Annotated in this window: 25 protein-coding genes and 1 riboswitch; of the genes, 13 read left to right on the top strand and 12 right to left on the bottom strand. The window is 69.6% G+C overall.

The window, feature by feature from the left end; translation table 11 throughout:
• The first annotated feature begins 294 nt into the window (after positions 1-294).
• Positions 295-1,773, top strand: coding sequence for a replicative DNA helicase (gene dnaB / locus AB0946_RS08850; protein WP_366759884.1), 1,479 nt, complete (start codon positions 295-297; stop codon positions 1,771-1,773).
• A 104-nt stretch (positions 1,774-1,877) separates the two neighbouring features.
• A complete protein-coding gene (locus AB0946_RS08845) occupies positions 1,878-3,263 on the top strand; it encodes a serine hydrolase domain-containing protein (protein ID WP_366759883.1) in 1,386 nt (461 codons plus the stop codon).
• A gap of 66 nt (positions 3,264-3,329) precedes the next feature.
• Here the strand turns inward: AB0946_RS08845 and AB0946_RS08840 are convergent, their stop codons facing one another.
• Complete coding sequence (locus tag AB0946_RS08840) at positions 3,330-3,782, bottom strand: GNAT family N-acetyltransferase (RefSeq protein WP_366759882.1); 453 nt, start codon at positions 3,780-3,782, stop codon at positions 3,330-3,332.
• Between the two features lie 9 nt (positions 3,783-3,791).
• The gene (locus tag AB0946_RS08835; RefSeq protein WP_365700225.1) at positions 3,792-4,250 is read right to left on the bottom strand and encodes a MarR family transcriptional regulator; all 459 of its coding nucleotides are present in this window, start codon (positions 4,248-4,250) and stop codon (positions 3,792-3,794) included.
• Positions 4,251-4,395: 145 nt separating this feature from the next.
• On the opposite strand from AB0946_RS08835, the gene AB0946_RS08830 reads away from it, so the two are divergent.
• Both AB0946_RS08830 and AB0946_RS08825 read left to right on the top strand, forming a co-directional pair.
• Positions 4,396-5,604: an MFS transporter gene (locus AB0946_RS08830; protein ID WP_366759881.1), complete on the top strand. Its 1,209-nt coding sequence runs from the start codon at positions 4,396-4,398 to the stop codon at positions 5,602-5,604.
• 95 nt (positions 5,605-5,699) lie between these two features.
• Positions 5,700-6,119 (top strand): heme-binding protein, encoded by a 420-nt coding sequence (locus tag AB0946_RS08825; protein ID WP_366759880.1) that lies wholly within the window; start codon positions 5,700-5,702, stop codon positions 6,117-6,119.
• 78 nt (positions 6,120-6,197) lie between these two features.
• Here the strand turns inward: AB0946_RS08825 and AB0946_RS08820 are convergent, their stop codons facing one another.
• Positions 6,198-7,064 carry a GNAT family N-acetyltransferase gene (locus AB0946_RS08820; protein ID WP_366759879.1) on the bottom strand — a complete coding sequence of 289 codons (867 nt, stop codon included), beginning with the start codon at positions 7,062-7,064 and terminating at the stop codon, positions 6,198-6,200.
• 146 nt (positions 7,065-7,210) lie between these two features.
• On the opposite strand from AB0946_RS08820, the gene AB0946_RS08815 reads away from it, so the two are divergent.
• Complete coding sequence (locus AB0946_RS08815) at positions 7,211-7,843, top strand: HAD-IB family phosphatase (protein ID WP_366759878.1); 633 nt, start codon at positions 7,211-7,213, stop codon at positions 7,841-7,843.
• 45 nt (positions 7,844-7,888) lie between these two features.
• Here the strand turns inward: AB0946_RS08815 and AB0946_RS08810 are convergent, their stop codons facing one another.
• From AB0946_RS08810 to AB0946_RS08790, 5 genes are all read right to left on the bottom strand, one after another.
• Positions 7,889-8,371 (bottom strand): NUDIX hydrolase, encoded by a 483-nt coding sequence (locus AB0946_RS08810; protein ID WP_171154728.1) that lies wholly within the window; start codon positions 8,369-8,371, stop codon positions 7,889-7,891.
• A gap of 85 nt (positions 8,372-8,456) precedes the next feature.
• A complete protein-coding gene (locus AB0946_RS08805; RefSeq protein WP_366759877.1) occupies positions 8,457-9,362 on the bottom strand; it encodes a LysR family transcriptional regulator in 906 nt (301 codons plus the stop codon).
• Positions 9,363-9,576: 214 nt separating this feature from the next.
• Positions 9,577-10,722, bottom strand: a complete 1,146-nt coding sequence (locus tag AB0946_RS08800; protein ID WP_366759876.1) for a cystathionine gamma-lyase — start codon at positions 10,720-10,722, stop codon at positions 9,577-9,579.
• Positions 10,719-11,210, bottom strand: coding sequence for a low molecular weight protein-tyrosine-phosphatase (locus tag AB0946_RS08795; protein ID WP_366759875.1), 492 nt, complete (start codon positions 11,208-11,210; stop codon positions 10,719-10,721). Before AB0946_RS08795 ends, AB0946_RS08800 begins: the two co-directional genes overlap by 4 nt.
• A 4-nt stretch (positions 11,211-11,214) precedes the next feature.
• Entirely contained in the window at positions 11,215-11,592 is a 378-nt protein-coding gene (locus AB0946_RS08790) for a phage holin family protein (RefSeq protein WP_366759874.1), read from the bottom strand.
• 104 nt (positions 11,593-11,696) lie between these two features.
• Here AB0946_RS08790 and AB0946_RS08785 point away from each other — a divergent pair, with 104 nt between their 5' ends.
• The 4 genes from AB0946_RS08785 (at position 11,697) to AB0946_RS08770 (ending at position 14,099) form a co-directional block, all read left to right on the top strand.
• Positions 11,697-12,014 carry a cupin domain-containing protein gene (locus AB0946_RS08785; RefSeq protein ID WP_171154736.1) on the top strand — a complete coding sequence of 106 codons (318 nt, stop codon included), beginning with the start codon at positions 11,697-11,699 and terminating at the stop codon, positions 12,012-12,014.
• A gap of 134 nt (positions 12,015-12,148) precedes the next feature.
• Positions 12,149-12,361 carry a DUF5326 family protein gene (locus tag AB0946_RS08780; RefSeq protein WP_356118675.1) on the top strand — a complete coding sequence of 71 codons (213 nt, stop codon included), beginning with the start codon at positions 12,149-12,151 and terminating at the stop codon, positions 12,359-12,361.
• A 466-nt stretch (positions 12,362-12,827) separates the two neighbouring features.
• Positions 12,828-13,562: an IclR family transcriptional regulator C-terminal domain-containing protein gene (locus AB0946_RS08775; protein WP_366760276.1), complete on the top strand. Its 735-nt coding sequence runs from the start codon at positions 12,828-12,830 to the stop codon at positions 13,560-13,562.
• Between the two features lie 99 nt (positions 13,563-13,661).
• Positions 13,662-14,099 (top strand): SsgA family sporulation/cell division regulator, encoded by a 438-nt coding sequence (locus AB0946_RS08770; protein WP_030640078.1) that lies wholly within the window; start codon positions 13,662-13,664, stop codon positions 14,097-14,099.
• Between the two features lie 131 nt (positions 14,100-14,230).
• Here AB0946_RS08770 and AB0946_RS08765 read toward each other — a convergent pair whose 3' ends face one another.
• Positions 14,231-15,625 carry a YibE/F family protein gene (locus tag AB0946_RS08765; RefSeq protein WP_366759872.1) on the bottom strand — a complete coding sequence of 465 codons (1,395 nt, stop codon included), beginning with the start codon at positions 15,623-15,625 and terminating at the stop codon, positions 14,231-14,233.
• 72 nt (positions 15,626-15,697) lie between these two features.
• Positions 15,698-15,875, top strand: a riboswitch (TPP riboswitch).
• Between AB0946_RS08765 and thiC the strand changes: the two genes are divergently transcribed.
• Positions 15,868-17,652, top strand: a complete 1,785-nt coding sequence (gene thiC, locus AB0946_RS08760; RefSeq protein ID WP_366759871.1) for a phosphomethylpyrimidine synthase ThiC — start codon at positions 15,868-15,870, stop codon at positions 17,650-17,652. Its footprint overlaps the riboswitch before it by 8 nt.
• 120 nt (positions 17,653-17,772) lie before the next feature.
• Here the strand turns inward: thiC and AB0946_RS08755 are convergent, their stop codons facing one another.
• From AB0946_RS08755 to AB0946_RS08745, 3 genes are all read right to left on the bottom strand, one after another.
• Positions 17,773-18,636: a hypothetical protein gene (locus tag AB0946_RS08755; RefSeq protein WP_366759870.1), complete on the bottom strand. Its 864-nt coding sequence runs from the start codon at positions 18,634-18,636 to the stop codon at positions 17,773-17,775.
• 181 nt (positions 18,637-18,817) lie between these two features.
• Entirely contained in the window at positions 18,818-19,897 is a 1,080-nt protein-coding gene (locus AB0946_RS08750) for a metallophosphoesterase (protein ID WP_366759869.1), read from the bottom strand.
• Between the two features lie 337 nt (positions 19,898-20,234).
• Positions 20,235-21,347: a LacI family DNA-binding transcriptional regulator gene (locus AB0946_RS08745; protein ID WP_366759868.1), complete on the bottom strand. Its 1,113-nt coding sequence runs from the start codon at positions 21,345-21,347 to the stop codon at positions 20,235-20,237.
• A 453-nt stretch (positions 21,348-21,800) separates the two neighbouring features.
• Here AB0946_RS08745 and hisC point away from each other — a divergent pair, with 453 nt between their 5' ends.
• The 3 genes from hisC (at position 21,801) to cydB (ending at position 25,680) form a co-directional block, all read left to right on the top strand.
• Positions 21,801-22,880: a histidinol-phosphate transaminase gene (hisC, locus tag AB0946_RS08740; protein WP_366759867.1), complete on the top strand. Its 1,080-nt coding sequence runs from the start codon at positions 21,801-21,803 to the stop codon at positions 22,878-22,880.
• A 256-nt stretch (positions 22,881-23,136) separates the two neighbouring features.
• Complete coding sequence (locus tag AB0946_RS08735; protein ID WP_366759866.1) at positions 23,137-24,645, top strand: cytochrome ubiquinol oxidase subunit I; 1,509 nt, start codon at positions 23,137-23,139, stop codon at positions 24,643-24,645.
• Between the two features lie 15 nt (positions 24,646-24,660).
• Positions 24,661-25,680 (top strand): cytochrome d ubiquinol oxidase subunit II, encoded by a 1,020-nt coding sequence (cydB, locus tag AB0946_RS08730; RefSeq protein WP_366759865.1) that lies wholly within the window; start codon positions 24,661-24,663, stop codon positions 25,678-25,680.
• Positions 25,681-25,732: the final 52 nt, after the last annotated feature.

Below are 25,732 nucleotides of genomic sequence, written 5' to 3'. Positions count from 1 at the left end.
CTTGTTCACAGGGCTTTCCACCGGGTCGTGCACAGGTTTCGGCGAGTTCTCCACAGCATCCGGGCCGTCGTCCACATGGCCTGTGGATAACCAGATTGGCTGACGGTGCCGACGGGCCTACGGTGGTCCGGCGCCCGCTCCCTCACCGGGCTCCGGAGACGCCCTTCTCCGGGCCGGGGAACCGTCGCAAACCCGACGCGCCAGAACCGGAGTTGGGCGTCTTATTTGTCAGTGTCGTGCCGTACAACAGAGGACACGGCGAGGTCCGCCGTGCGGACGGGAGGAGGTGGCTCGGTGAGCATTTCCGAGCCCTTGGACGATCCGTGGGCCGACAGCGGGCCCAGTGATCGTCTGCCGGCCTCCCGCCGGCGCGGTGACGTCGGCCGGGGTCGTGACGAGCAGCACGACCGGGGCCGGGAGAACGGCACCTGGGACGGCGGGGGTTCGTCCTTCGAGCGGGTCCCGCCGCAGGACCTGGACGCCGAGCAGTCCGTGCTCGGCGGCATGCTGCTGTCCAAGGACGCCATCGCCGATGTCGTCGAGATCCTCAAGGGCCACGACTTCTACAAGCCCGCGCACGAGACGATCTACCAGGCCATCCTGGACGTCTACGCCAAGGGAGAGCCGGCCGACCCGATCACCATCGCCGCCGAACTCACCAAGCGCGGCGAGATCAACAAGGTCGGCGGCGCGGCGTATCTGCACACCCTCGTCCAGACCGTGCCGACGGCGGCCAACGCCGAGTACTACGCGGAGATCGTCCATGAGCGGGCCGTCCTGCGTCGCCTGGTCGAGGCCGGTACGCGCATCACGCAGATGGGATACGCGGCCGACGGCGACGTGGACGAGATCGTCAACCGCGCCCAGGCCGAGATCTACGCCGTCACCGAGCAGCGCACCAGCGAGGACTACCTCCCGCTCGGCGACATCATGGAAGGCGCCCTCGACGAGATCGAGGCGATCGGCTCGCGCAGCGGCGAGATGACGGGTGTGCCCACCGGGTTCACTGACTTCGACTCGCTGACGAACGGCCTCCATCCGGGCCAGATGATCGTCATCGCGGCCCGTCCCGCCATGGGTAAGTCGACCCTCGCCCTGGACTTCGCGCGGGCCGCCTCCATCAAGCACAACCTGCCGAGCGTCATCTTCTCGCTCGAAATGGGCCGTAACGAGATCGCGATGCGTCTGCTGTCCGCCGAGGCCCGGGTCGCCCTGCACCACATGCGGTCCGGCACGATGACCGACGAGGACTGGACGCGGCTCGCCCGCCGCATGCCGGACGTGTCGGCGGCGCCCCTGTACATCGACGACTCCCCGAACCTGTCGATGATGGAGATCCGCGCCAAGTGCCGGCGTCTGAAGCAGCGCAGCGACCTGAAGCTGGTCGTCATCGACTACCTCCAGCTGATGCAGTCCGGTGGCTCCAAGCGGGCGGAGAGCCGTCAGCAGGAGGTCTCGGACATGTCCCGTAACCTCAAGCTGCTCGCGAAGGAGCTGGAGATCCCGGTCATCGCGCTCTCGCAGCTCAACCGTGGTCCCGAGCAGCGCACCGACAAGAAGCCGATGGTCTCCGACCTGCGTGAGTCCGGCTCCATCGAGCAGGACGCCGACATGGTCATCCTGCTGCACCGCGAGGACGCGTACGAGAAGGAGTCACCGCGCGCGGGCGAGGCGGACCTGATCGTCGCCAAGCACCGAAACGGTCCGACGGCCACCATCACGGTCGCCTTCCAGGGCCACTACTCGCGCTTCGTGGACATGGCCCAGACCTGATCCACCGGGTACGCCCTCGGTCACGGACGGGCGTGCGGGCGGGGACGGCCGGGCGCACGGCAAATGCATTCGACGCCCGGCTGCACACCAGGTGGACTGGGTGCATGACGACAACTCAGGAAGCGCTGCTTCCCGCCACCCGCCGGGCCCTGCTGCACCGGATCGCCGTCGCGCAGGCCGAAGGACGGGCTCCGTCACTGGTCGCCGCGGTGGTCCGGGACGGGCAGGCCGTGTGGCACGGGGCGCGGACCTCGGTGGACGGGCACGGACCGGACGAGACCGTGCAGTACCGGATCGGGTCCATCACCAAGACCTTCACCGCCGTACTGGTGATGCGGCTGCGGGACGAGGGCGTCCTCGACCTCGGTGACCCGCTGGAGAAACATCTGCCGGGCACCGGCGCGGGGGAGTCGACGATCGCGGAACTGCTCGCCCACACCGCGGGATTGGCGGCCGAATCGCCCGCACCCTGGTGGGAACGCACGCCCGGCGCCCTGCGGCCCGAACTGAGCGATGTGCTCGGGGAGCAGCCCCTCCTGCATCCCGTCGGCCGCCGGCACCACTACTCCAATCCCGGTTACACGGTCCTCGGCGCCTTGGTGGAAGAGCTGCGCGGCGCCCCCTGGGAGGAGGTGCTGCGTGCGGAGATCCTGGAACCGCTGGGTCTGCACCGGACGAGCCCACAGCCGGAACCCCCGCACGCGGGTGGATGGGCGGTGCACCCGTGGGCCGACGCGCTGCTCCCCGAGCCGGTGGAGGATCTGGGCCGGATGGCGCCGGCCGGTCAGCTCTGGTCGACGACCGGGGACCTGGCGAGGTTCGCCGCGTTCCTGGCCCGGGGTGACGAGCGGGTCCTGAGTGCGGAGTCCGTCCGGGAGATGCGCACTCCGGCGGCGCCCGCCGAGGCCGCGGATGTGGTGGACGGGGTCACGTACGGTCTGGGCATGCAGATCCAGTGCCGTGACGGCCGGCTGCTCGTCGGCCACTCCGGTTCCCTGCCGGGGTTCCTGGCGAACCTCACGATCAGCGTGGAGGACGACGTGGCCGCGGTGGTGCTCGCCAACTGCACCAGCGGGCCGCTGCTGGGCGCCGTGGGAGCGGACCTCGTCCGGATCGTCGCGGAGGCGGAGCCGCGCATTCCCGAGCCCTGGCGGCCGCTGCGCGAGGCGGACCAGGCGGTGCTGGAACTGGTGGCGCAGTGGTACTGGGGCACTCACGCCTTCGGCCTGCGCGCGACCGCCGATGGCCTGCTCGCGCTGGCACCTCTGACGGGTGGTGGACGCAAGGCCCGTTTCCGTCCGAACGGCGACGGCACCTGGACCGGGCTGGAGGGCTACTACGCCGGTGAGCTGCTGCGGCCCGAACGGCGCCCGGACGGGTCGGTGAGCCACCTGGATCTCGGCTCATTCGTGTTCACCCGGCAGCCGTACGACCCCGAGGCCCCGGTGCCTGGTGGCGTGGACCCCGAGGGATGGCGGGGCATCGGCTAGCCAGGATACGGACAAGGGGTGTGTTTCACGTGAAACACACCCCTTGTCCCGCTCTTCACGGCGCCGTCAAAGACGGAGTTTGAAGCCCTCATGCGAAGCGGTGAAGCCCAGCCGCTCGTAGAAACGGTGTGCGTCGGTCCGCGTCTTGTCGGACGTGAGCTGGACCATCTGGCAGCCGAGCTGTCGCGAGGTGTCGATCGCCCACTCGATCAGCCGGCCCCCCAGCCCGCTGCCCCGCTCGTCAGCGTGGATGCGCACGGCCTCGATCAGCGCCCGAGTGGCCCCCTTGTGGGAGAGCCCGGGGATGATCGTCAGTTGGAGAGTGCCGATCACACGGCCTTCACGCACGGCGACGACGACATGCTGATGGGGGTCGGCGACGAGTCGTTCCAGCGCGTTCCGGTACGGCGTGAGATCGCCGGGCGACTCGCGCTGGACCCCGAGCGGATCGTCGGCGAGCATCGCCACGATCGCCGGGAGGTCGTCAGCGGTCGCGGCGCGTATCTCAAGATCGTCCATGGCCGCACCCTACGCGGGCACGTTCAGGGACTCCACCACGCGCACCAGCGGTGCGAGTTCCGGATTCTGGGCGGCGCTGTCCAGGGCCTCGCGCAGAGCGGCGTCATTGGTGGGCCGCGCCTCCTCCAGCAGCCGCAGGCCCGCCGGGGTGACGTTGGTGTAGATGCCGCGCCGGTCGGTGGGGCACAGGTAGCGCTCCAGCAGGCCGCGGTCCTCCAGCCGGGTCACCAGGCGGGTGGTGGCGCTCTGGCTGAGCACGACCGCGTCGGCGACCTGCTTCATCTGCAGGTGCCCGCCCTCGCCTTCGTGCTGCCTGCTGAGGACATCCAGCAGTGAGTACTCCCGGACGCTCAGGTCGTGTTTGGCCTGCAGAGCGCGCTCTATGTGCGCCTCGATCCGTCCGTGCAGCGCAGAAAGGGCGCACCAGCCCTGTGCTAGGGCGGTGAGCGCGGGGTCCGTCGCTGTCATTGGCGTCTTCCTCCGTTCCGGAGTTGTGCATCCACCAGGGTAGACCACCAGCGCAATAGTCGTCGGTTGCATTTAGCCCGCGTCTGCAACTATTGTGGTCGAACGCAAAGCGCTCCTGCAATCTTCTTGGAAGGTGTACCCCTTCATGCCTCTCGCGCTTCTGGCCCTCGCGATCGGGGCCTTCGGAATCGGAACGACCGAGTTCGTGATCATGGGATTGCTGCCCGAGGTCGCGGCCGACTTCGGGGTCTCCATCCCTACGGCGGGCCTGCTCGTCACCGGCTACGCGCTCGGCGTGGTCATCGGCGCGCCGCTGATGACCGTGCTCGGCACCAAGGTCCCGCGCAAGCGGATGCTGATGCTGCTGATGGGCCTGTTCATCGCCGGGAACCTGCTCTCGGCTGTCGCCCCGGTCTTCGCGGTCATGCTGATCGGACGGGTGGTCGCCTCGCTCGCCCACGGCGCCTTCTTCGGCATCGGCTCGGTCGTCGCCGCCGAGCTGGTCGCGCCCCACAAGAAGGCCGGCGCCATCGCCATGATGTTCACCGGTCTGACCATCGCCAACGTCGTCGGCGTCCCGCTGGGCACGTTCATCGGGCAGAGCGCGGGCTGGCGCGTCACCTTCGCCATCGTCGCCGCCCTCGGTGTCGTCGGCCTCGCCGGTATCGCCAAGCTCGTTCCCGAGCTGCCGCGGCCGGAGGGCGTACACCTGCGCCACGAACTGGCCGCCTTCAAGAACGCCCAGGTCCTGCTGGCCATGGCGATGACCGTCCTCGGCTTCGGTGGTGTCTTCGCGGCCATCACCTACATCGCCCCGATGATGACCCACATCACCGGCTTCGCGGACGGCTCCGTCACCTGGCTGCTGGTCCTGTTCGGCCTCGGCATGGTCGGCGGCAACCTCATCGGCGGCAAGTTCGCGGACCGCGCCCTGATGCCGATGCTGTACGTGTCCCTGGGCGCGCTGGCCGTCGTCCTGGCGCTCTTCACGCTCACCGCCCACAACAAGATCGCGGCCGCGGTGACCATCGCCCTGATCGGCGCCCTGGGCTTCGCCACCGTGCCGCCGCTGCAGAAGCGCGTCCTCGACCAGGCGCACGGCGCTCCGACGCTCGCCTCGGCCGTCAACATCGGTGCCTTCAACCTGGGCAACGCCCTGTCCGCCTGGCTCGGCGGCATCGTGATCGCAGCCGGCTTCGGCTACACGTCCCCCAACTGGGTCGGCGCCGCCCTCGCCGCTGCCGCCCTGGTTCTCGCCTTCGTCTCGGCGGCCCTGGAGCGCCGTGACGGCGCCCGGGGGAGCGTGACCGCCTCCGGTACGGCGGTGGAGCAGCGGACGCCCGTCCACCACTGAGCGCTCGCACCCGAGCGCCTCACACCCACAGACCTCCGTACCGAGCCCTCGGTACGGCAAGCACCCACCACAGCACCACCCGAGGAGACATCTCCATGACCACCACCGCCGTCGCCCCGCTCACCATCGAGGACGCCGAGCTGCTGGTCGCCGCCGCCCGCCGGGCGGCCGAGGACGCCGGAGTCGCCGTCAGCGTCACCGTCCTGGACGCCGGTGGCCACCTGCTCGCCTTCCGCCGGGACGACCGCGCCGTGCTGATCTCCGGCGAGACCAGCACCCGCAAGGCCTACACGGCTCTCCAGCTGAACGCGCCCACCGCAGACCTCGTCGACGCCGTTCAGCCCGGCGGCCTCTTCCACACCCTGCCCACGGCACTCGACCGCCCCCTGCTGTTCATCGCGGGCGGCATCCCCGTCCACCGTGACGGCCGGCTGGTCGGCGCGATCGGTGTCGGGGGCGGTGCTCCCGACCAGGACCACGGCTTCGCCACCGCGGCAGTGCAGGCCCTGGTCTGAGCCACACCGTCAGCCCGGACGTCATGACACCGGCCCCGCCGCTCCGAGCGGCGGGGCCGGTGCGTGTCACAGGCCGACTCAGCCCGCGGCGACCGTCAGTGGTGCGAACCGCCGGGTCCAGTCCCCCGGCAGGTCCGTGATGCCATAGGTCATCACCGAGTTGAACGCCACGGAGGCCAGGCCACGCTCCTTCACCCAGGCCAGCAACTCGTCATGGCGTACGTCGATGTCGGTCCGCAGTGGCCGGTCGGTGTGGGCCGCCAGCGAGGCGATCAGGGCCTTGGCGGTCCCCGTGTCCCGGGCGATCAGCGGGCCGACGACATGGGTGTCCATGTTGGGCCACGCGGCGGCGTAGCCGATGAGACAGCCGTCCTCCTCGGCCACCCGGAGCTGATCGGCGAAGGCGGGCAGGCGGGTGATGAGAGAGGTGCGATCGGTGCCGAACACCTCCTCGTCGAGGCGCAGGATCGCCGGGACGTCCTCTGCGGTGGCCGCGCGCGTGGAGATCCCGGAATGCCGGCCGCCGGGGATGAAGCGGCCCCTCAGCATCTCCGCCCGGCCCGTGACCTTGAAGCCCAGCTCTTCGTACAGAGGACGGCCGTACGGGGTGGCGTGCAGGGTCAGGGGAGTCGTCCCCATGGTGGACATCACATGCCGCATCAACCGGCGACCGACGCCCTGACGGGCGTGTCGTCGGGCCACCAGCACCATGCCGATGGCGCCGAGATCCGGCCGCCCCCACGCGCCGTACTCCGTGACCACACACGCGGCGACAAGGCCGCCCTCAGGGTCGTCGATGCCGACGCCCTTGCCGGCCGTGAGGAGGAACCCCCACTTGTGTTCCTCGCGTGGCCACCCCCGGTCTTCGGACAGGTCGGCGCAGGCAACGAGATCGCGAGGCGTCAGACGGCGAATGGGCAGAGCGGTGAGGGAAGGAGTCGGCACGCAGGTCAGGCTGTCCGACGGGCACCCACGCCGTCCACCCGTTTCGACGCGGACGCACGTGCTTTTGGCCATCTCGTAGCCCTGTACAAGCCCACGGACGGCTGCGTGTTTCACGTGAAACAGCGACAGTCCACTAGCCTCGGGTCATGGCGAGACTTCATCTCTTCGATCTCGACGGCACCTTGCTGCATGGAACGACCGCTCCAGTGGAAATCTCACGCCAGTTGGGTCTTGAGGCAGAGACGGTGGCGCTGGACCGTGCGATCGCGGAGGGCCGAATCGATCCGCCACAGTACGCGGCTCAGGTGTACGACCTCTGGGCAGGCCTGACCGAGGACCATGTGCGGGCCGTGTTCGAGGCGGCTCCCTGGCTGAGCAGGATCCGCGAGGTCTGGGCGGCGATCAGAAGCGCGGGCGAGTACTGCGCGGTGGTGTCCCTGTCGCCCTCCTTCTTCGTCGAACGTCTCCTCGACTGGGGTGCCCACGCGGCGCACGGGTCGCGCTTCCCGGCCGTACCGTTCACCGAGCCCGTCGATCCCTCCGGGGCGCTCAGCGCAGCGGCCAAGGTGATCATCGCGCACCGGCTGTGCGCGGAGTTCGGGGTGACACCAGCCGACTGCGTGGCGTACGGCGACTCGTCGTCGGACAAGGAGCTGTTCGCCGTCGTACCGGTTTCCGTGGCGGTCAACGCCGACGCACACCTGACCGGACTGGCGACCCACGTGTACACAGGACGCGATCTGTGGGATGCCTATGAACTGGTCGGGCCGGCCCGGTGAGGGATCCATTAGCGAGATCGACGTCTTGCGCCGGGCTGACCGTGCCTAACCGAGGTCGGGGGCGTGCATGGCCCGCACCCCTTCGATGTTTCCGTCCAGGTAGTGGCGCAGGGACAGCGGGACGAGATGGACGGACGCGATGCCGACGCGGGTGAACGGAACGCGGACGATCTCGTACTCGCCGGCGGGCTCGTCCACTTCGGGACCGTGACGCAGGGAGGGGTCCATGGACTCCAGCCGGCAGACGAAGAAGTGCTGCACCTTCACCCCGGTCGCACCGCCGTCCTCACCGATGTGCTCCACCGTGTCCACGAAACACGGCACCACGTCGGTGATCTTGGCGCCGAGTTCCTCCTCCACCTCGCGGTGCAGGGCGTCCACGACGGTCGAGTCCCCGGGTTCGACGCCCCCGCCGGGAGTGACCCAATAGGGATCGACACCCGGCTTGGTGCGCTTGATCAGGATCAGGTCGTCACCGTCCAGGAGAACGGCACGGGCGGTGCGCTTGACCACGGGTCGGACGGTCATGGGAGAAATGTGGCCCCGCTGGTTCCACGTGAAACATCGCAAAGTGCCACGACCTGACCACAGCGTGTACCCGTGCCGGACGGAGTCAGCACCAGGCCGTGGCGGCGCGCTGGAGCCACTCATGGGCCCGGGCGATATGAGGCAGTGCGAGCGTGCCGGTCCGCACCACCAGGAAGTAGGTCCGCAGGGGTGGGACCACCGGATCGTGCAGGGTGACGATCGTGCCGTTCTCCAGTGCCGGGGCGCACAGGTAGCGGGGCAGTACCGCCAGTCCGGCACCGGCGGTGACCACGGAGAGCACGGCCCGGAGGTCCGGGGCGATGACCGTGCCCGTGGCGGCCGGGCGGGAGTCGAAGACGGAGGCCCAGTAGCGGGAGACGAACGGCAGCGATTCGTGGACCTCGACGAGCGGCAGGTGCTCCAGGGCCGGGGCACCCTTCAGCCGCAGCGTGGCCGAGCCGATCCGTTCCGCCCAGCGTGGGGCCGCGACCAGCACCAGCTCCTCGTCGCAGAGCGGAGTGGCGGTCAGCAGCGCACCGCGCGGCCATGCCGTGCTGATGGCCAGGTCATGAAGGCCGCAGGCCAGCCCCTCCAGCACCTCTTCGGTCGTCCCGAAGGAGGCACGTAACGCGAGGCTCCGGCCGTCGTCGCCGGTCAGCTCGCTGAGTGCCGGCAGAGCACGTTCGGCGGTGAACTCCGCGGGACCCGCCAGGTGCAGCGTCCGTGACGACGACTCGTCGTCCAGGCCGCTCTCGACTATCTCCACCAGGGCGTCGAGATGCGGTGCTGCCCTGTGCGCCAGCTCGTCGCCGACGGTCGTCGGGGTCACTCCGCGCGCCTGGCGGAGGAACAGCGGTCTGCCGAGCTGACGCTCCAGCGTGCGGATCTGCGAGGTGACGGCGGGCTGGGAGAGGCCGAGCAGGGCTGCGGCGCGGGTGAAGGAGCCGGCTCTGTGCACGGCGACGAAGGTCCGCAGCAAGGCCAGATCCATGGCACGCCCTCCCCTGTCGCTGCCTCGTCCGGCCCTTAGGCAGGCACTAAGTATAAATATGTCGATAGGCCTCTGTCGTTAGCGTGATTGGACACTGACCCAGAGTCAACTAGCCTGGTTCGCACGGTTCTTCCCCTGGGAAAGCCGCAGACGGTCCGAGCCACGAGGGGGGAGGCTCGGACCGTCCTGACGACAGCGGCGGGGGACACGGACGCTACTCGGCGGACTCGTCCAGGGCGCGGAGCACGTCTGCCACCAGGTCCTCCGGGTCCTCCGCGCCGACGGACATGCGGATGAAGCCCTCCGGGACGGCGTCCCCGCCCCAGCGGCGGCGGCGTTCGGCCGTGGACCGCACCCCGCCGAAGCTCGTCGCGTCCTCCACCAGCCGCAGGGCAGCCAGGAAACGCTCGGCACGCGCGCGCGTGGGCAGGGTGAAGGAGACGACGGAGCCGTAGCGCCGCATCTGCTGCGTGGCGATCTTGTGCGAGGGGTCGTCGGGCAGGCCCGGGTAGCGCAGGCCGGAGACCTCGGGCCGCTGTCGCAGTGCCTGAGCGACGGCCAGGGCGGTGGCGTTCTGCCGGTCGACGCGCAACTGGAGCGTGGCGATGGACCGGTGCGCGAGCCAGGCCTCCATGGGGCCGGAGATGGCGCCGACGATCTTGCGCCAGCGGCGCACGGCCGCCATCGCCTCGGTGTCGCGACCCGTGACGTAACCCAACAGGACATCGCCATGGCCGGTGAGCTGCTTGGTACCGCTCGCCACGGAGAAGTCGGCGCCCAGCTCCAGCGGACGCTGGCCGAGCGGGGTGGCGAGGGTGTTGTCGACGGCCACCAGGGCGCCACGCGCGTGGGCCGCCTCGGCCAGGCGCCGGATGTCGCAGACATCGAGCCCGGGGTTGGACGGCGACTCGATCCACAGCAGCCGGGCCCCGTCGAGCACCTCCAGCTGGGCGTCCCCGCCGGTCGGGGCCGTGCGGACCTCCACGCCGTACGCCTCCAGCTGGGCGCCGACCAGCGGCAGCACCTGGTAGCCGTCGGACGGCAGCACGACCGCGTCCCCGGCGCGCAGCTGCGAGAACAGCACGGCGGAGATCGCCGCCATGCCGGAGGCGAAGACCAGCGTCTCGGCGTCCTGCCCGGGTGCCTCCAGCTCGCTGACGGCCCGCTCCAGCAGCGTCCAGGTCGGGTTCTCGTCACGGCCGTACGCATACGGTCCCGAGACCTCGCCGGGCAGGTGGAAGTGGGCCGCGAACACCGGTCCTGGCAGGGTCGGCTCGTTCTTGGCAGGCTCGGGCAGTCCCGCCCGCACCGCGCGCGTGCCGTCGCCGACGGGACCCTCGTTCTTCGTGGCATCGCTCATGCGGCCCGTCCTTCCAGCTCGTCCCTCACGGCGGCGAGCAGACCGGTGCTCGCCGCCTCCACCATCTCAAGACACTCCTCGAAGCCGTCCCGGCCCCCGTAGTACGGGTCCGGCACGTCGAGGTCGTCGCCGGCGGCGGGGTCGTAGGAGCGCAGCAGGCGTATCTTGCGCGCGTCATCCGCGGTGGGCGCCAGGCGGCGCAGGGCCTTGAGATGGCCGGTGTCGAGGGCGATCACGAGGTCGAGACCGGCGAACCACGACGGCAGGAACTGGCGGGCGACGTGCTCGCTGTCGTAGCCGTGCTCCTCCAGGACCGAGACGGTACGCGGGTCGGCGGGTTCGCCCTCGTGCCAGCCGCCGGTGCCGGCGCTGTCGACCGCCACCAGCTCCTCCAGCCCGGCCTCCGCCACGCGCGCGCGGAAGACGGACTCGGCCATCGGGGAGCGGCAGATGTTGCCGGTGCACACGAAACAGACGCGGTAGGTCATGTGCTCAGTCCTCGTCGGGCAGGACGACGTGCAGTGCCCAGGAGACGACGGAGACGATCAGACCGCCGAGGACGGCCGTCCAGAAACCGTCCACATGGAAACTCAGGTCCAGCTTGCCGCAGACCCAGGAGGTCAGCAGCAGCATCAGCGCGTTCACGACCAGGGTGATCAGCCCCAGGGTGAGGATGAACAACGGGAAGGTGAGCACCTTCACGATCGGCTTGACCAACCAGTTCACCAGGCCGAAGATCAACGCGACGACGATCAGCGTGCCGGCCTTCTTGGCGGTGCTGTCACCCGTCAGAGTGATCTTGTCGAGCAGCCACACAGCGACCGCCAGGGCGCCCGCGTTGGCGATCGTCTTGACTACGAAATTCTTCATGTGTCTGATCGTGGCAGACCGGGCGGACCGTGGCCGGACGGACGGTGAGCGGTGCGACGGCGGGCAGCGGAACAGCGAGCAGTGAGGCGAGGGCGGCAGCGGCGATGAAGGCATTCCGGCTGGATGATCTGGAGGCGGAACGAGCCGCCAACGAAGGCGCTTACCTGCAGTTCCTGCGCGAGCGGAACATGTCGGTCGGTCTCTACGCCCTCGACGCGGGTGAGCACGACCCGCAGAACCCGCACGGCCAGGACGAGGTGTACGTCGTGGTCAGCGGCCGGGCGTCGATCACCGTCGGTCTGGAGACGACGCAGGTGGCGCGGGGCAGCGTCGTGTACGTGCCCGCCGGGGTCCCCCACAAGTTCCACCACATCAGCGAGGACCTCAGGGTGCTCGTCGTGTTCTCTCCACCCGAGGCGTGACCCCGCAGCCCCGGGTTCCCTAGGGGACGGGTCAGGGGAGGACAAGGGATGCGAGGGCCCCCTGAGGGCCCTCCGCGGCCCTAGCATCGAGTGCGGAACATCGACAACGCACATGAACGCAAAGGACGAGGGCGATGCGAGAGATCTTCGCGGGGCTGCCGTGGTGGGTGAAGTGGGTCGCGGTGCCGGTCATCGCCCTGGTCGTGTTCGGCGGCCTGATAGCGACGGTGGTCGGGTTCGTGATCGGCCTGCTGTTCAAGGCGCTGGTCTTCGTCGCCCTGGTCGGCGGACTGATCTACGTCGTCCGCAAGTTCATGGGGAACTCCTCGTCGCGCAGCGACTGGTGAGGCGCCCGGGAGCCGGTCACCCGTGACGGAGTGCCGGTTCCCTCGGGGGAGGGAAGTTTCTCCCGGGAGCCGTCTGCGGGCGGTGGCGGGCGGTTAAAGTCCGGAACTCCCACGGGTCCGGCCCCGTGGGCGGCGCAGACCCCCCTCCGTGCTCTTGTCGCACGGGCTGTCCCTCGCGCTCCGGGAGTGATCCTTGGCCACGGTTGACACCGCACCGGCAGAATCCCACGCACCCCCCGCCCCGCCGCGTTCGTGCGTGCCCCCCGTCCAGCGACCGGTCCCGCTGGCCGTCCCGGGCCAGCCGCAGGCGACGGGCATCCCCGGACCCCCACGTGCCGCGGACGCTCCGGGACCCCCACGCGGCGCGGACGCCCCCGGACCCCCGCGTGCGGCGGGCCGCCCCGGACCACCGCCCGCCGCCGGCCGGCCGGGACCACCGGCCGCCCCCGCACCCGCGGCCACGCTCATCGGGTCCGTCCAGCGCGCCATGCGCCTGCTGGAGACCGTCGCCGCGCACGCGTACGGCGCGCCCGCCAAACAACTCGCCCGTGAGACCGGCCTCGCCCTGCCCACGACGTACCACCTGCTGCGCACCCTGGTCCACGAGGGCTATCTGCGCCGCGAGAAGGGGCTGTTCTTCCTCGGTGACGCGGCGGAGCGACTGGGCCGCAGCGGAGCGCAGCAGAAACGTCGCAGCACGGTGGCGGACACGCTCGCGCACTGGCGCGATTCCATCGGAGTGCCGGTGTACTACGCGATGTACCGGAACGGCGAGATCGAGGTCATGTGCGTCTCCGCCTCCCGTCAGGCGCCCGCGGTGGAGGAGTGGGCGGACTTCCGGGAGACCGGCCACGCGCACGCGATCGGACAGTGCCTGCTCTCCCAGCTGGACGAGGACGCGCGGCGTGACCACCTCGCCCGGTATCCCGTGCGGCCCCTCACGCCGTACACGGTGCGGGACAACGACGTGCTGCTGCGCCGGCTCGCCCGGACGCGGCGCATGGAACCGGTGGTGGAACGCCAGGAGTACGCGGTCGGCACCGTCTGCGCGGCGGTTCCGATCACGGTCGGTACCACCGCGGCCACCATGGCCATCTCCCTGCCCGTTCACCAGGCCGACCGGCTGATGCCCGCGGCGCACCGGCTGCAGGCGGAGATCGGGCGGCATCTGGGGTCGCTCACTCTCTCTATCAGTATCTGAAAACTCACTCCTTGTGATCTCTCGTGTACTTTCAGCAAGATTTGACCACGGTCAGAGGGATCAATCCCGGCCAGTCGATGTCATATGACGGGATAGGCAATGCGCGAGTCCGTACAGGCAGAAGTCATGATGAGCTTTCTCGTGTCGGAGGAGCTCTCCTTCCGCATCCCGGTGGAGTTGCGCTACGAGACCTGTGATCCGTATGCCGTACGCCTCACCTTCCATCTGCCCGGCGACGCGCCGGTGACCTGGGCCTTCGGACGGGAGCTGCTCATCGACGGGGTCGGCCGCCCGTGCGGGGAGGGCGACGTGCACATCGCCCCCGTGGAGTCCGAGGTGCTGGGCGAGGTGCTGATCCGGCTTCAGGTCGGCGGCGACCAGGCCCTGTTCCGGTCGTCGGCGCCACCGCTCGTGGCCTTCCTCGACCGGACGGACAAGCTCGTGCCGCTCGGCCAGGAGGGCGCGCTCGCCGATTTCGACGCCCACCTCGACGAGGCCCTGGACCGCATCCTGGCCGAGGAACAGAGCGCCGGCTGAACGATGGGGAAGGGGTGGCGGGCGGTCCGCCATGCCACGCGGAACTGTGCAGGAACGCTTCTGCGGGGGGCGGCTGACCGCTCCCGGCTCCTCCCTCCTCGCGTCACCCCTCCCGGCTCCTCCTCCCTGCGTCACCGCTTCCGGCGTCGGCCCCGGCCGCCGCGTGCCGGCGCGGGCTGTGCCCCGGCGGGCGCAGGGACACCGGGACCGGTCCGGTCGGCCGACACGACGAGCGCGGCCAGTGCGGTGGTGACCGGGACGGAGGCGACCAGACCGATCGAGCCCACGAGCGTGCGCACGATCTCCTCGGCCACCAGCTCGCTGTTGGCCACGGTGCCGACGCTGCTCTGCGCGATGGAGAACAGCAGCAGCAACGGCAGTGCGGCACCGGCGTAGGCGAGCACCAGGGTGTTGACCACGGACGCGATGTGGTCGCGGCCGATGCGGATGCCCGCCCGGTACAGCCCGCGCCAGCCCATCGACGGGTTGGCCTCGTGCAGCTCCCAGACGGCGGAGGTCTGTGTCACCGTCACGTCGTCCAGGACGCCGAGCGAACCGATGATGACGCCTGCCAGCAGCAGACCGCTCATGTCGATCGACGGATACAGGCCGTGGATCAGGCCGGTGCTGTCGTCCGTGTTACCGGTCAGCGCGGCCCAGCCGATGAACAGCGACCCGAGCACGCCGATCAGGCAGAGCGAGATCAGTGTGCCGAGCACCGCCACCGACGTGCGCGCCGACAGCCCGTGGCACATGTACAGGGCGATGAGCATGATGGCGCTCGACCCCACCACGGCGACCAGCAGCGGGTTCGCCCCCTCCAGGATCGCCGGCAGGATGAACAGGGTCAGCACGAGGAAACTCACGGCGAGCGCGACCAGCGCCATGACTCCGCGCAGCCGGCCCACCACCACGACGGCCACCGCGAAGATCCCCGCGAGCAGTGCCATGGGGAACGTCCGGTTCACATCGGTCACCGAGTACTGCAGGTCCTTGGGGGCCGAGGGCTCATAGGCGACCACGACTTTCTCGCCCTGGTGCAGCTGCCGCGACTGGTCCGGCTGCACGATCTCGGTGAAGGTACGGCCCTTGTCCTTACCGGTGTCGATCCGGATGGTGGCCCTCTTGCAGGTTCTGTTGGCCTCCGCCGACGTGCCCTCGGTGTTGGAGGTGTCGCCGGCCGGAGTGCCGCCGGAGGCGTTCACCGACTTGCAGCTGACCTCGACGACCCGGCTGACCGTTGCCTGTTGGGTCTGCCGGTCGAAGCCGACGCCGGTGCGCTTGTGGGAGGGAGCTTGCCCCGGCCAGAGCACCACGAGGCCGACCAGGACCGCCGCGGTGAAGGGGACCAGGATCGCCGCGATGACCTTGCGCAGGTGCTGGGAGACGGGGGTGGCGGGGCCGTGGCTGTGGCCATGTGAGTGACCATGGCCGCGCGGCCCGTGGCCGTGTCCATCCCCTTGCTCCGGGCCGTCTCGGCGGGGCGGCTCGGGCGGCTGGTAAGGGTACTGCTCGATCCTGGTCACCGCCCGATCATCGCAAGAACGGCGGGGGGCCCACTGTTCACCGCGCCACACATGACGCTAGCGTGGGAGCACCTTTGTACACGCGGGAGCTCGGAGCACCGGGCTGAGAGGGCGCTGAACTCCGTACACGCGACGTTTCACGTGGAACAAGAGGCGTTCCACAGGAAACGTCGGCAGACGGACACCGCTGCGTCGACCGCCGAACCTGTTACCGGGTAATGCCGGCGTAGGGAGTAGGTCTCATGGCCAACAAGGACGCACGCACGCCTGCCTCCGTCCAGGACGAGAAGTCACAGGAGGCCGGGAAGTCCATCGGCTGGCACAAGGCGTACGTCGAGGGCTCGCGCCCCGATCTGCGCGTGCCGGTCCGTCAGGTGCACCTCACCAACGGGCAGTCGGTCACGCTGTACGACACATCCGGCCCGTACACCGATCCACTCGTCGACACGGACGTCCGCCGTGGCCTGCCGCCGTTGCGGGAGAACTGGATCATCGCCCGCGGCGACACCGAGGAGTACGCGGGCCGTCCGGTCCGTCCCGAGGACGACGGCATCAAGCACACCGCGCCGCGCGGCGGGCTGCGGAACCTGGACGCGGTCTTCCCCGGACGCCCGCGACAACCGCGGCGGGGCCGCGACGGCCAGGCGGTGACGCAGCTCGCGTACGCCCGCCGCGGCGAGATCACGCCGGAGATGGAGTTCGTGGCCCTCCGGGAGAACGTCTCCCCCGAGGTGGTGCGCGAGGAGATCGCGGCGGGCCGGGCGGTGCTGCCGGCCAACGTCAACCACCCGGAGATCGAGCCGATGATCATCGGCAAGCGGTTCCTGGTGAAGGTGAACGCCAACATCGGCAATTCCGCGGTGACGTCCTCCATCGAGGAGGAGGTCGAGAAGATGACCTGGGCGACCCGCTGGGGCGCCGACACGGTCATGGACCTGTCCACCGGCCGCAACATCCACACCACGCGCGAGTGGGTCCTGCGCAACTCCCCCGTCCCCATCGGCACGGTGCCGCTCTACCAGGCCCTGGAGAAGGTCGACGGCAAGGCCGAGGAACTGACCTGGGAGATCTACAAGGACACCGTCATCGAGCAGGCCGAGCAGGGCGTGGACTACATGACGGTCCATGCGGGCGTCCGGCTGCCGTACGTGCCGCTCACCGCGAATCGCAAAACCGGCATCGTCTCGCGCGGCGGTTCGATCATGGCCGCGTGGTGCCTGGCGCACCACAAGGAGTCGTTCCTGTACGAGAACTTCGAGGAGCTGTGCGAGATCCTCGCCGCCTACGACGTCACGTACTCGCTGGGTGACGGCCTGCGGCCGGGGTCGATCGCGGACGCCAACGACGAAGCGCAGTTCGCGGAGCTGAGGACGCTCGGGGAACTCAACCGGATCGCCAGGCGTTTCCACGTACAGACGATGATCGAGGGCCCGGGACACGTCCCGATGCACAAGATCAAGGAGAACATCGACCTTCAGCAGGAGATCTGCGATGAAGCCCCGTTCTATACGCTCGGCCCGCTGACCACGGACGTCGCGCCGGCGTACGACCACATCACCTCCGGCATCGGTGCCGCGATGATCGCCTGGTGGGGCACGGCGATGCTCTGCTACGTCACGCCCAAGGAGCACCTAGGCCTGCCCAACCGGGACGACGTCAAGACCGGCGTCATCACCTACAAGATCGCCGCACACGCGGCGGACCTCGCCAAGGGGCATCCCGGTGCGCAGGAGTGGGACGACGCGCTGTCCGACGCCCGCTTCGAGTTCCGCTGGGAGGACCAGTTCAACCTCGCGCTGGACCCGGACACGGCTCGGGAGTTCCACGACGAGACCCTGCCGGCCGAGCCCGCCAAGACGGCGCACTTCTGCTCCATGTGCGGGCCGAAGTTCTGCAGCATGAAGATCTCGCAGGACATCCGGCGGGAGCACGGCGGCAGCCGGGCGGAGATCGAGGAGGGCATGGCCCAGAAGTCGCAGGAGTTCGCGGCCGCCGGCAACCGGGTGTACCTGCCGATCGCGGACTGACTGAGCGCAGCACGCTGAACTCGCCGCGCCGGCCGGTCCCCTGACGGCCGGCTGGTGCGGCGGGGCAGCGGGTCGACGGCCGGCCGGTGTGGTGTCAGCACACCGGTGGGCCGGCCCGGATCACTCGGGCTGGTGGTCCGGGCCTCCGAAGTCCGGGCTCGTGTAGTCGGGGCTGGTGAAGCTCGGACGGCCGGTCGCGGTGCCGTCGCCGGGGCTGCTGAAGCCGGGGCGGTCGTAACCGAGGCGAGGTATGCGGCCGGTCGGTGCGGGCGGAATCGACGAGTGCCCGGCGGCCGTGCCGGGCTCGGCGAGTGCCTCCCGGAGGAAGGGCAGGATGCCGCGCTCCAGCAGGGCGTCCCGCCATGCCTCCCTGGCCCTGGCCAGCTCCTCGCGGGCCGCGTCCCGTGCCCGGTCGTCCGCCGGGGTGCTGTTGCGCAGAGCGGTGAGCAGCAGTCCGACCGCGGCGACGAGGACGGCCGCCGCGGTGATGGCACCGAACACCCATCCGGCGGTGAGCATGGTCCGGGCGAAGGTCTGGCCGGGGTCGAGCGCCTTCAGGACGTAGCCGACGAGCAGGAAGATCACCGCGGCGGTCCCGGAGAGGACGGGAGCCAGGACGGCGATGACCGCGATGGCGCCCGCGCCGGTGTTCTCGGCGGCCTCCCCGAGAGCGGTGGCGAGGCCCGCGGTGGCCGAACCGGAGTCGTCCTCCTCGGAGTTGCCGACGGCCGGCGGGCCGGACAGCGCCGGGTGACGCAGTTCGTCGCGCAGCTTGACGTAGTGCTGGTACTCGGCCGCCGCCGCTGCCGTGATCAGGGCGGAGGCGGCGAGCGCCATGGTGCGCAGTTGTTCGGAGTTGAGCCGCTGTCCGACAGCGGCCAGTTCCGGTCGGTGCGGTGCGGAGCGCAGCGCCTCATCGAGGAGCCGCTCGAATTCCTGGCGGTCCTCGCTCTGCAGGTGCTGCGGAACGCTGTTCATGTGCATCCCCCGATGCTCCGTAGGGCTTGGGGCTCGCACGCCGGCGAGCCGTCGGGCAGAAACGGAGGGGAGCCTGCTACGGATAAGCCGATGGTAGAGCCGTGACGGCGCGCGGTGACAGGGGATTGCCGGAAATTGCGGTCCGGCCTGCGCGTACGCGGCTGGGGGATGCCTGCCGGCCGAACGGTCAGCCGTCCAGGGGAAGTTGCTGGACCAGCAGTTTCCCGGCCATGGTCACTCCGCCGTCCATGGCGATGGCGAGTCCGTCGGCGTAGACGTGCGGTCCCTCGACGACCGGGCGGGTGCTCTCCTCGCCGTCCTCGGAGCCGACCTGGCCGAGGAGGTAGGGAATGGGACTGTGCCCGTGAACGACCCGGGTGCCGCCGTACGTATCGAGGAGCGAGCGTACGGCGTCGGCGCCGCCCTCGTCGCGGAAGGAGAAGCGTTTGGTGAACTTGCGGAACAGGTCCCAGACCTCGTCGGCGTCGTTGCGGGTCAGAGCCTCGCGGACGGTGTCGTTGACCGCCTCGATGGAGTCGCCGTAATCGAGGTAGGCGGTGGTGTCCGAGTGGAGGAGCAGATAGCCGTCGACCTCCTCGACGGCGTCGAGGCGGGCCATCCACTGCAGATGGTGGTCCTGGAGGCGGTCCATGTCGGTCTTCTGGCCGCCGTTGAGCAGCCAGGCCGCCTGGAAGGTGGCGGTTCCCGCGCCGGAGGTGACGGGCGTGTCGCCGAACCGCTTCGCGCCGAGGAGCAGCAGCTCGTGATTGCCCATGAGGGCCTTGCAGTAGCCGCCGGCCGCCGCGGCCTCGGCGGACAGCCGCATGACCAGGTCGATGACGCCGATGCCGTCCGGGCCGCGGTCGGTGAAGTCGCCGAGGAACCACAAGCGGGCGGTGCCGGCGCACCACTGCCCCGAGGCGTCGATCAGGCCCTGCTCCTGCAGGGCCGCCACCAGCTCGTCCAGGTAGCCGTGGACGTCACCGACGACATAGAGCGGGCCCGGCCCGGTCGCGGGCTGCGGGACCGGGGCGGCGGGGGCGGGCTCGACGGGGAGCTGGAGGGTGTCGCCGCGGTTGATGACGGGCAGGTCGCGCTGGGTCGGGGTGTAGCCCTCGGGATACGCCTCGTCGGCGGGCGGTACGACGTCGCCGGGGTGGATCTGCTGGACGTACGGACCGGTCTCGTGGACGTACGCGGGTACCCGGAAATCGCGCAGCGTCGCCGTCCGCTCCGCCTCGGGTCCCTGACCGGCCCCCTGAGTCATCAGACCCCTCCACCATCGCGCCGCATCTGCACCGCTTCGGACTGCCTGGTCGCAGCGGTCCGCGGTGTCGTGGGCCCATCATAGGAACGCGCGTCGCGCCGTGTGATGACCCAGGGGTGGTGAATCGGAACAAGACTCCAGTTCGCCGCGGCATTCGCCCCGTTTGGGCAGATGTTCGACGGGCTGTCGGCCGGCCGGGCCCTCGGTCCACCGGGTCCGCCCCGCCCGTGGATGCGCCGACGGGTCACCCTGTGCCGCACCGGCCGGGTCCACGGGGAGGGTCGGTGCGGCGGGCGGTGCCAGGGCCCGCAGCCCGGCATGATCCAAACGAAAGACCCTACGTGTCGTCCGGTGTCCGCGGCGGGCTGACCGTCGTGCGTGGGGGCCGCCGCTGGGACGAGGTGCGCACGATCAGTTCGGTCGGTATCACCTGCTCGACCGGCTGGTCCGACTCGACGCCCTCGATGGCGTCGATGAGGAGCTGGACGACCGCGGTGCCGATGCGGCGCGGCTTCAGGGACAGGGTGGTGATCGGCGGCTCGGTGCTGGCGTACCCGGTGGACTCGCTGCAGCACACGAGCAGCAGGTCGTCGGGGACGCGCAGGCCGTAGCGGCGGGCGGCGGCGAGCAGGTCGGTGCCGTTGGGGTCGAACAGCCCGTAGACCGCGTCGGGCCGGTCGGGGCGGGCGAGCAGCCGGTCGGCGGCGACGGCGCCCGCGCACGGGTCGTGGGCCGGGTAGGCCTCGTAGACGGGGTCCTGGCCGACCCGCTCGCACCAGCGCAGGTACGCGGTGGTCGACAGGTGGGTGTACGTGTCCGTCGTGGTGCCCGTGAGCAGGCCGATGCGGCGGGCGCCGGCGGCGGCGAGGTGGTCGAGGATGCCGAGTACGGCGGCCTCGTGGTCGTTGTCGACCCAGGCGGTCACGGGGAGCGCGCCGGCCGGGCGGCCGTCCGAGACGACCGGCAGTCCCTGTCGGACCAGCTCGCTGACCACGGGGTCCTGGTCGGAGGGGTCGATGACGACCGTGCCGTCCAGGGCGACGTTGGACCAGACGTCGTGGCGGGAGGTCGCGGGCAGGATGACCAGGGCGTAGCCGCGGGCGAGCGCGGCCGAGGTCGCGGCCCGGGCCATCTCGGCGAAGTAGGCGAACTCCGTGAAGGTGAAAGGTTCATCCCCGTACGTGGTCACGGTCAGGCCGATCAGACCCGACTTCCCGGTACGGAGGGTGCGGGCGGCCGCCGACGGCCGGTACCCGAGCCGGTCGGCGACCTCGCGGACATGGCGTCGGGTGGCGTCCGGGAGCCGGCCCTTGCCGTTGAGGGCGTCGGACACGGTCGTGATGGAGACCCCGGCGGCGGCGGCGACGTCCCTGATGCCCGCCCGACCCGGCCGGCTGCCTCGGCGTGAGGTTTCCGCGCGGCTCACCTGGTGCTTCCCTGCTGCTGTCATGGCGAGCCGATAGTAGGGCTCATACGGTGGGGTAGTGCGGACGCATATGCACGCGTTGACAGGCACGTTTCTGCATGGTCATTGGGTGTCAACTTCCTTGGAAAACAAGGTTGTTGAGCGATCCAATAGTAAGACGTGACTTGTCGACGCGGATGGACCTACCAAGCCCCCGATGTCTCGAAGAGGTCTCAACTCACCTGCACGGGGGACGCGCGCCACGGCGCAAGCTACCGGCGCATAGATATATGTACGGCGCGCCCCCCGAAACGTACGCCTTCGTACGAGGATGCCCTTGATGTCGGCCGAAGACGTGAGCTTCGCCTCTTCCCGTGGTGGTGGCCGCATTTCCGGGCGTCCCGAACCTGTTCGCAGCGGCGCCGAATCCTCTTAAGGTGTGGAGTATTGGATGTCGGCGGTGTCGACGGGCCGCCGGTGGTCGCGAGGAGGACTGCGGTGAGCGAGACGAGCCCCAAGCTGCGCGCCGAGCTGGAGGGTATCCCCACCTACAAGCCGGGCAAGCCGGCCGCGGCCGGCGGACCGGTCGCCTACAAGCTGTCCTCCAACGAGAACCCGTACCCGCCGCTGCCCGGTGTGCTGGAGAGCGTGAGCGCGGCGGCCTGCGACTTCAACCGTTACCCGGACATGGCCTGCACCGGGCTGATGAACGAGCTGTCCGACCGCTTCGGTGTGCCGCTGTCCGACCTGGCCACCGGCACCGGCTCGGTGGGTGTCGCCCAGCAGCTGATCCAGGCCACCAGTGGCCCCGGCGACGAGGTGATCTACGCCTGGCGGTCGTTCGAGGCGTACCCGATCATCACGCAGATCAGCGGTGCCCGCTCGGTGCAGGTGCCGCTGACGCAGGGCGATGTGCACGACCTGGACGCGATGGCGGACGCGATCACCGACCGGACCCGGCTGGTCTTCGTCTGCAACCCCAACAACCCGACCGGCACGGTGGTGCGACGGGCCGAGCTGGAACGGTTCCTCGACCGGGTGCCCACTGATGTGCTGGTGGTGCTGGACGAGGCCTACCGGGAGTTCATCCGCGACCCCGAGGTGCCCGACGGTGTCGAGCTGTACCGGAAGCGGCCCAACGTCTGTGTCCTGCGGACCTTCTCCAAGGCGTACGGGCTGGCCGGGCTGCGCGTCGGTTTCGCGATCGCCCATGAGTCGGTGGCGGCGGCGCTGCGCAAGACGGCGGTGCCGTTCGGGGTGAGCCAGCTGGCCCAGGAGGCCGCGATCGCTTCGCTGCGGGCCGAGGACGAGCTGCTGGGCCGGGTGGGCTCGCTGGTGTGCGAGCGCACACGCGTGGTCGACGCGCTGCGGGCCCAGGGCTGGACGGTGCCGGACACGCAGGCGAACTTCGTGTGGCTGCGGCTGGGGGAGAGCACGGTCCCGTTCGCACAGGCCTGCGAGGAGCACGGCGTGGTGATCCGGCCGTTCCCGGGCGAGGGTGTGCGGGTGACGGTCGGGGAGCCCGAGGCGAACGACATCTTCCTGAAGGTGGCGGAGGTGTTCCGCAAGGGGCTGTAGTCCCGAGGCAGCTCCGCACAGGGCGCGGACGCGCGAGGCGGCACCTCTTCGCCTCACGCGTCCGCCCCCGGCTCCATCTCTGTCATGCTCTTGACAGTGAGCCAGGGAGGGACCCCCCTACGCGGTCCGAAAATCAGTGCGTCATAATGGCTTGTGAATGTGAACGCTTTCACAAGCGCGTCCCGTTTGTTCCGTATGTGTGCAGTAAAAGGGGCAAACCGCCGCTGTACCACGCCGTAGTAAGGAGAGTGACGACGTGGACCTGGCTCTGGCGCCGGAGACACTGGCGCGCTGGCAGTTCGGCATCACCACCGTCTACCACTTCCTGTTCGTTCCGCTGACGATCTCCCTGGCCGCGCTCACGGCCGGGCTGCAGACGGCCTGGGTGCGCACGGAGAAGGAGAAGTACCTCAGGGCGACGAAGTTCTGGGGCAAGCTCTTCCTGATCAACATCGCGATGGGCGTGGTCACCGGCATCGTGCAGGAGTTCCAGTTCGGCATGAACTGGTCCGACTACTCGCGTTTCGTCGGTGACATCTTCGGCGCTCCGCTCGCCTTCGAGGCGCTGATCGCCTTCTTCTTCGAGTCCACCTTCATCGGCCTGTGGATCTTCGGCTGGGACAAGCTGCCCCAGAAGATCCATCTGGCCTGCATATGGATGGTCTCGATCGGCACCGTCCTGTCGGCGTACTTCATCCTCGCGGCGAACTCCTGGATGCAGCACCCGGTCGGCTACAAGATCGACAAGGCCAGGGGGAGGGCCGAGCTGACCGACTTCTGGGCCGTGCTGACCCAGAACACCGCCCTCAGCCAGGCCTTCCACACCCTGTCCGCGGCGTTCCTGACCGGTGGCGCCTTCATGGTGGGCATCTCCGCCTACCACCTGGCCCGCAAGAAGCACATCCGCGAGATGAAGACCTCGCTGCGGCTCGGCCTGGTCACCGTGGTCATCGCCGGCCTGCTCACCGCGGTCAGCGGCGACACCCTCGGCAAGGTGATGTTCAAGCAGCAGCCGATGAAGATGGCCGCCGCCGAGGCACTGTGGGACGGCCAGAAGCCGGCGCCGTTCTCGATCTTCGCCTATGGCGATGTGGACAAGGGCCACAACTCCGTGGCCATCGAGATCCCGGGTCTGCTGTCCTTCCTCGCAGACGACAGCTTCAGCTCGTACGTGCCCGGCATCAACGACGTGAACAAGGCCGAGCAGCAGAAGTTCGGGCCCGGTGACTACCGGCCCAACATCCCCGTCGCCTTCTGGGGCTTCCGGTGGATGATCGGCTTCGGCATGGCCTCCTTCGCCATCGGGCTCGCCGGGCTCTGGCTGACCCGGAAGAAGTTCATGCTGCCGCAAGCGCTCAGGGTCGGCGAGGACGAGGTGCCACACCTGGTGCTGTTCAGGAACAAGGCGCTCAGCCCGAAGCTCACGCCCTGGTACTGGCGCATCGCGACCTGGACCCTTGCCTTCCCGCTGATCGCCAACTCGTGGGGCTGGATCTTCACCGAGATGGGCCGCCAGCCGTGGGTCGTCTACGGCGTCCTCCAGACCCGGGACGCGGTCTCCCCCGGTGTCTCCCAGGGCGAGGTCCTCACCTCGATGACCGTCTTCACCGCGCTGTACGCCATCCTCGCCGTGGTCGAGGTCAAGCTGCTCGCGAAGTACGTCAAGGCCGGCCCGCCCGAGCTGACCGAGGCCGACCTCAACCCGCCCACGAAGATCGGCGGCGACACTCGTGACGCCGACAAGCCGATGGCCTTCTCGTACTAGGCCGAGGGAACAGTCATGGAACTACACGACGTCTGGTTCGTCCTGATCGCCGTCCTGTGGACCGGCTACTTCTTCCTGGAGGGATTCGACTTCGGGGTCGGCATCCTCACCAGGCTGCTGGCCCGCAACCGGCCCGAGCGCCGGGTGCTGATCAACACCATCGGCCCGGTCTGGGACGGCAACGAAGTGTGGCTGCTCACCGCGGGCGGCGCGACCTTCGCCGCGTTCCCCGAGTGGTACGCCACCCTCTTCTCCGGCTTCTACCTGCCCCTGCTGCTCATCCTGGTCTGCCTGATCGTCCGGGGTGTCGCCTTCGAGTACCGGGCCAAGCGGCCGGAGGAGAACTGGCAGCGCAACTGGGAGACGGCGATCTTCTGGACCTCGTTGCTCCCGGCGTTCCTGTGGGGTGTGGCCTTCGGGAACATCGTGCGGGGAGTGAAGCTCGACCGGAACTTCGAGTACGTCGGCAACCTCTGGGACCTGCTCAACCCCTACGCCCTGCTCGGTGGCCTGGTGACGCTCACGCTGTTCACCTTCCACGGAGCGGTGTTCACCGCGCTCAAGACGCTCGGGGAGATCCGGGTCCGGGCCCGGAAGCTGGCCCTGTGGGTCGGTCTGGTCGCGACCGTCGTGGCGCTCGCCTTCCTGTTGTGGACGCAGGCCGACAGCGGTGACGGCAAGAGCCTGGTGGCTCTGGTCGTGGCCGTCGTCGCCCTGGTGGCGGCTGTCGTGGCCAACCAGGCCGGGCGGGAGGGCTGGTCGTTCGCGCTGTCCGGCGTCACCATCGTGGCGGTCGTGGCGATGCTCTTCCTGTCGCTCTTCCCGAACGTCATGCCGTCCACCCTGAACGGGGACTGGAGCCTGACGGTCACCAACGCCTCGTCGAGCCCGTACACCCTGAAGATCATGACGTGGTGCGCGGCGATCGCCACACCGCTCGTTCTGCTCTACCAGGGCTGGACCTACTGGGTCTTCCGTAAGCGGATCGGCACACAGCACATCGCTCCTGACGCTGCGGCCGGCGCCGCGCACTGAGTCCGCCGAGGGTGCGGTTTCACGTGAAACAGCACCCTCGGAACCGAAGGGC

The sequence above is a fragment of the Streptomyces sp. NPDC046870 genome (genome assembly GCF_040704595.1).
Taxonomy (GTDB): Bacteria; Actinomycetota; Actinomycetes; order Streptomycetales; family Streptomycetaceae; genus Streptomyces; species Streptomyces argyrophylli.
This window is presented reverse-complemented; position numbering and strand designations above follow the sequence as displayed.

Excerpts from the sequence above, each read along its gene's own strand:
- AB0946_RS08845 (WP_366759883.1), top strand. The coding sequence starts at position 1,878 with ATGACGACAACTCAGGAAGCGCTGCTTCCCGCCACCCGCCGGGCCCTG.
- AB0946_RS08840 (WP_366759882.1), bottom strand. The coding sequence starts at position 3,782 with ATGGACGATCTTGAGATACGCGCCGCGACCGCTGACGACCTCCCGGCG.
- AB0946_RS08835 (WP_365700225.1), bottom strand. The coding sequence starts at position 4,250 with ATGACAGCGACGGACCCCGCGCTCACCGCCCTAGCACAGGGCTGGTGC.
- AB0946_RS08830 (WP_366759881.1), top strand. The coding sequence starts at position 4,396 with ATGCCTCTCGCGCTTCTGGCCCTCGCGATCGGGGCCTTCGGAATCGGA.
- AB0946_RS08825 (WP_366759880.1), top strand. The coding sequence starts at position 5,700 with ATGACCACCACCGCCGTCGCCCCGCTCACCATCGAGGACGCCGAGCTG.
- AB0946_RS08815 (WP_366759878.1), top strand. The coding sequence starts at position 7,211 with ATGGCGAGACTTCATCTCTTCGATCTCGACGGCACCTTGCTGCATGGA.
- AB0946_RS08810 (WP_171154728.1), bottom strand. The coding sequence starts at position 8,371 with ATGACCGTCCGACCCGTGGTCAAGCGCACCGCCCGTGCCGTTCTCCTG.
- AB0946_RS08805 (WP_366759877.1), bottom strand. The coding sequence starts at position 9,362 with ATGGATCTGGCCTTGCTGCGGACCTTCGTCGCCGTGCACAGAGCCGGC.
- AB0946_RS08800 (WP_366759876.1), bottom strand. The coding sequence starts at position 10,722 with ATGAGCGATGCCACGAAGAACGAGGGTCCCGTCGGCGACGGCACGCGC.
- AB0946_RS08795 (WP_366759875.1), bottom strand. The coding sequence starts at position 11,210 with ATGACCTACCGCGTCTGTTTCGTGTGCACCGGCAACATCTGCCGCTCC.
- AB0946_RS08790 (WP_366759874.1), bottom strand. The coding sequence starts at position 11,592 with ATGAAGAATTTCGTAGTCAAGACGATCGCCAACGCGGGCGCCCTGGCG.
- AB0946_RS08785 (WP_171154736.1), top strand. The coding sequence starts at position 11,697 with ATGAAGGCATTCCGGCTGGATGATCTGGAGGCGGAACGAGCCGCCAAC.
- AB0946_RS08780 (WP_356118675.1), top strand. The coding sequence starts at position 12,149 with ATGCGAGAGATCTTCGCGGGGCTGCCGTGGTGGGTGAAGTGGGTCGCG.
- AB0946_RS08770 (WP_030640078.1), top strand. The coding sequence starts at position 13,662 with ATGCGCGAGTCCGTACAGGCAGAAGTCATGATGAGCTTTCTCGTGTCG.
- thiC (WP_366759871.1), top strand. The coding sequence starts at position 15,868 with ATGGCCAACAAGGACGCACGCACGCCTGCCTCCGTCCAGGACGAGAAG.
- AB0946_RS08755 (WP_366759870.1), bottom strand. The coding sequence starts at position 18,636 with ATGCACATGAACAGCGTTCCGCAGCACCTGCAGAGCGAGGACCGCCAG.
- AB0946_RS08750 (WP_366759869.1), bottom strand. The coding sequence starts at position 19,897 with ATGACTCAGGGGGCCGGTCAGGGACCCGAGGCGGAGCGGACGGCGACG.
- AB0946_RS08745 (WP_366759868.1), bottom strand. The coding sequence starts at position 21,347 with ATGACAGCAGCAGGGAAGCACCAGGTGAGCCGCGCGGAAACCTCACGC.
- cydB (WP_366759865.1), top strand. The coding sequence starts at position 24,661 with ATGGAACTACACGACGTCTGGTTCGTCCTGATCGCCGTCCTGTGGACC.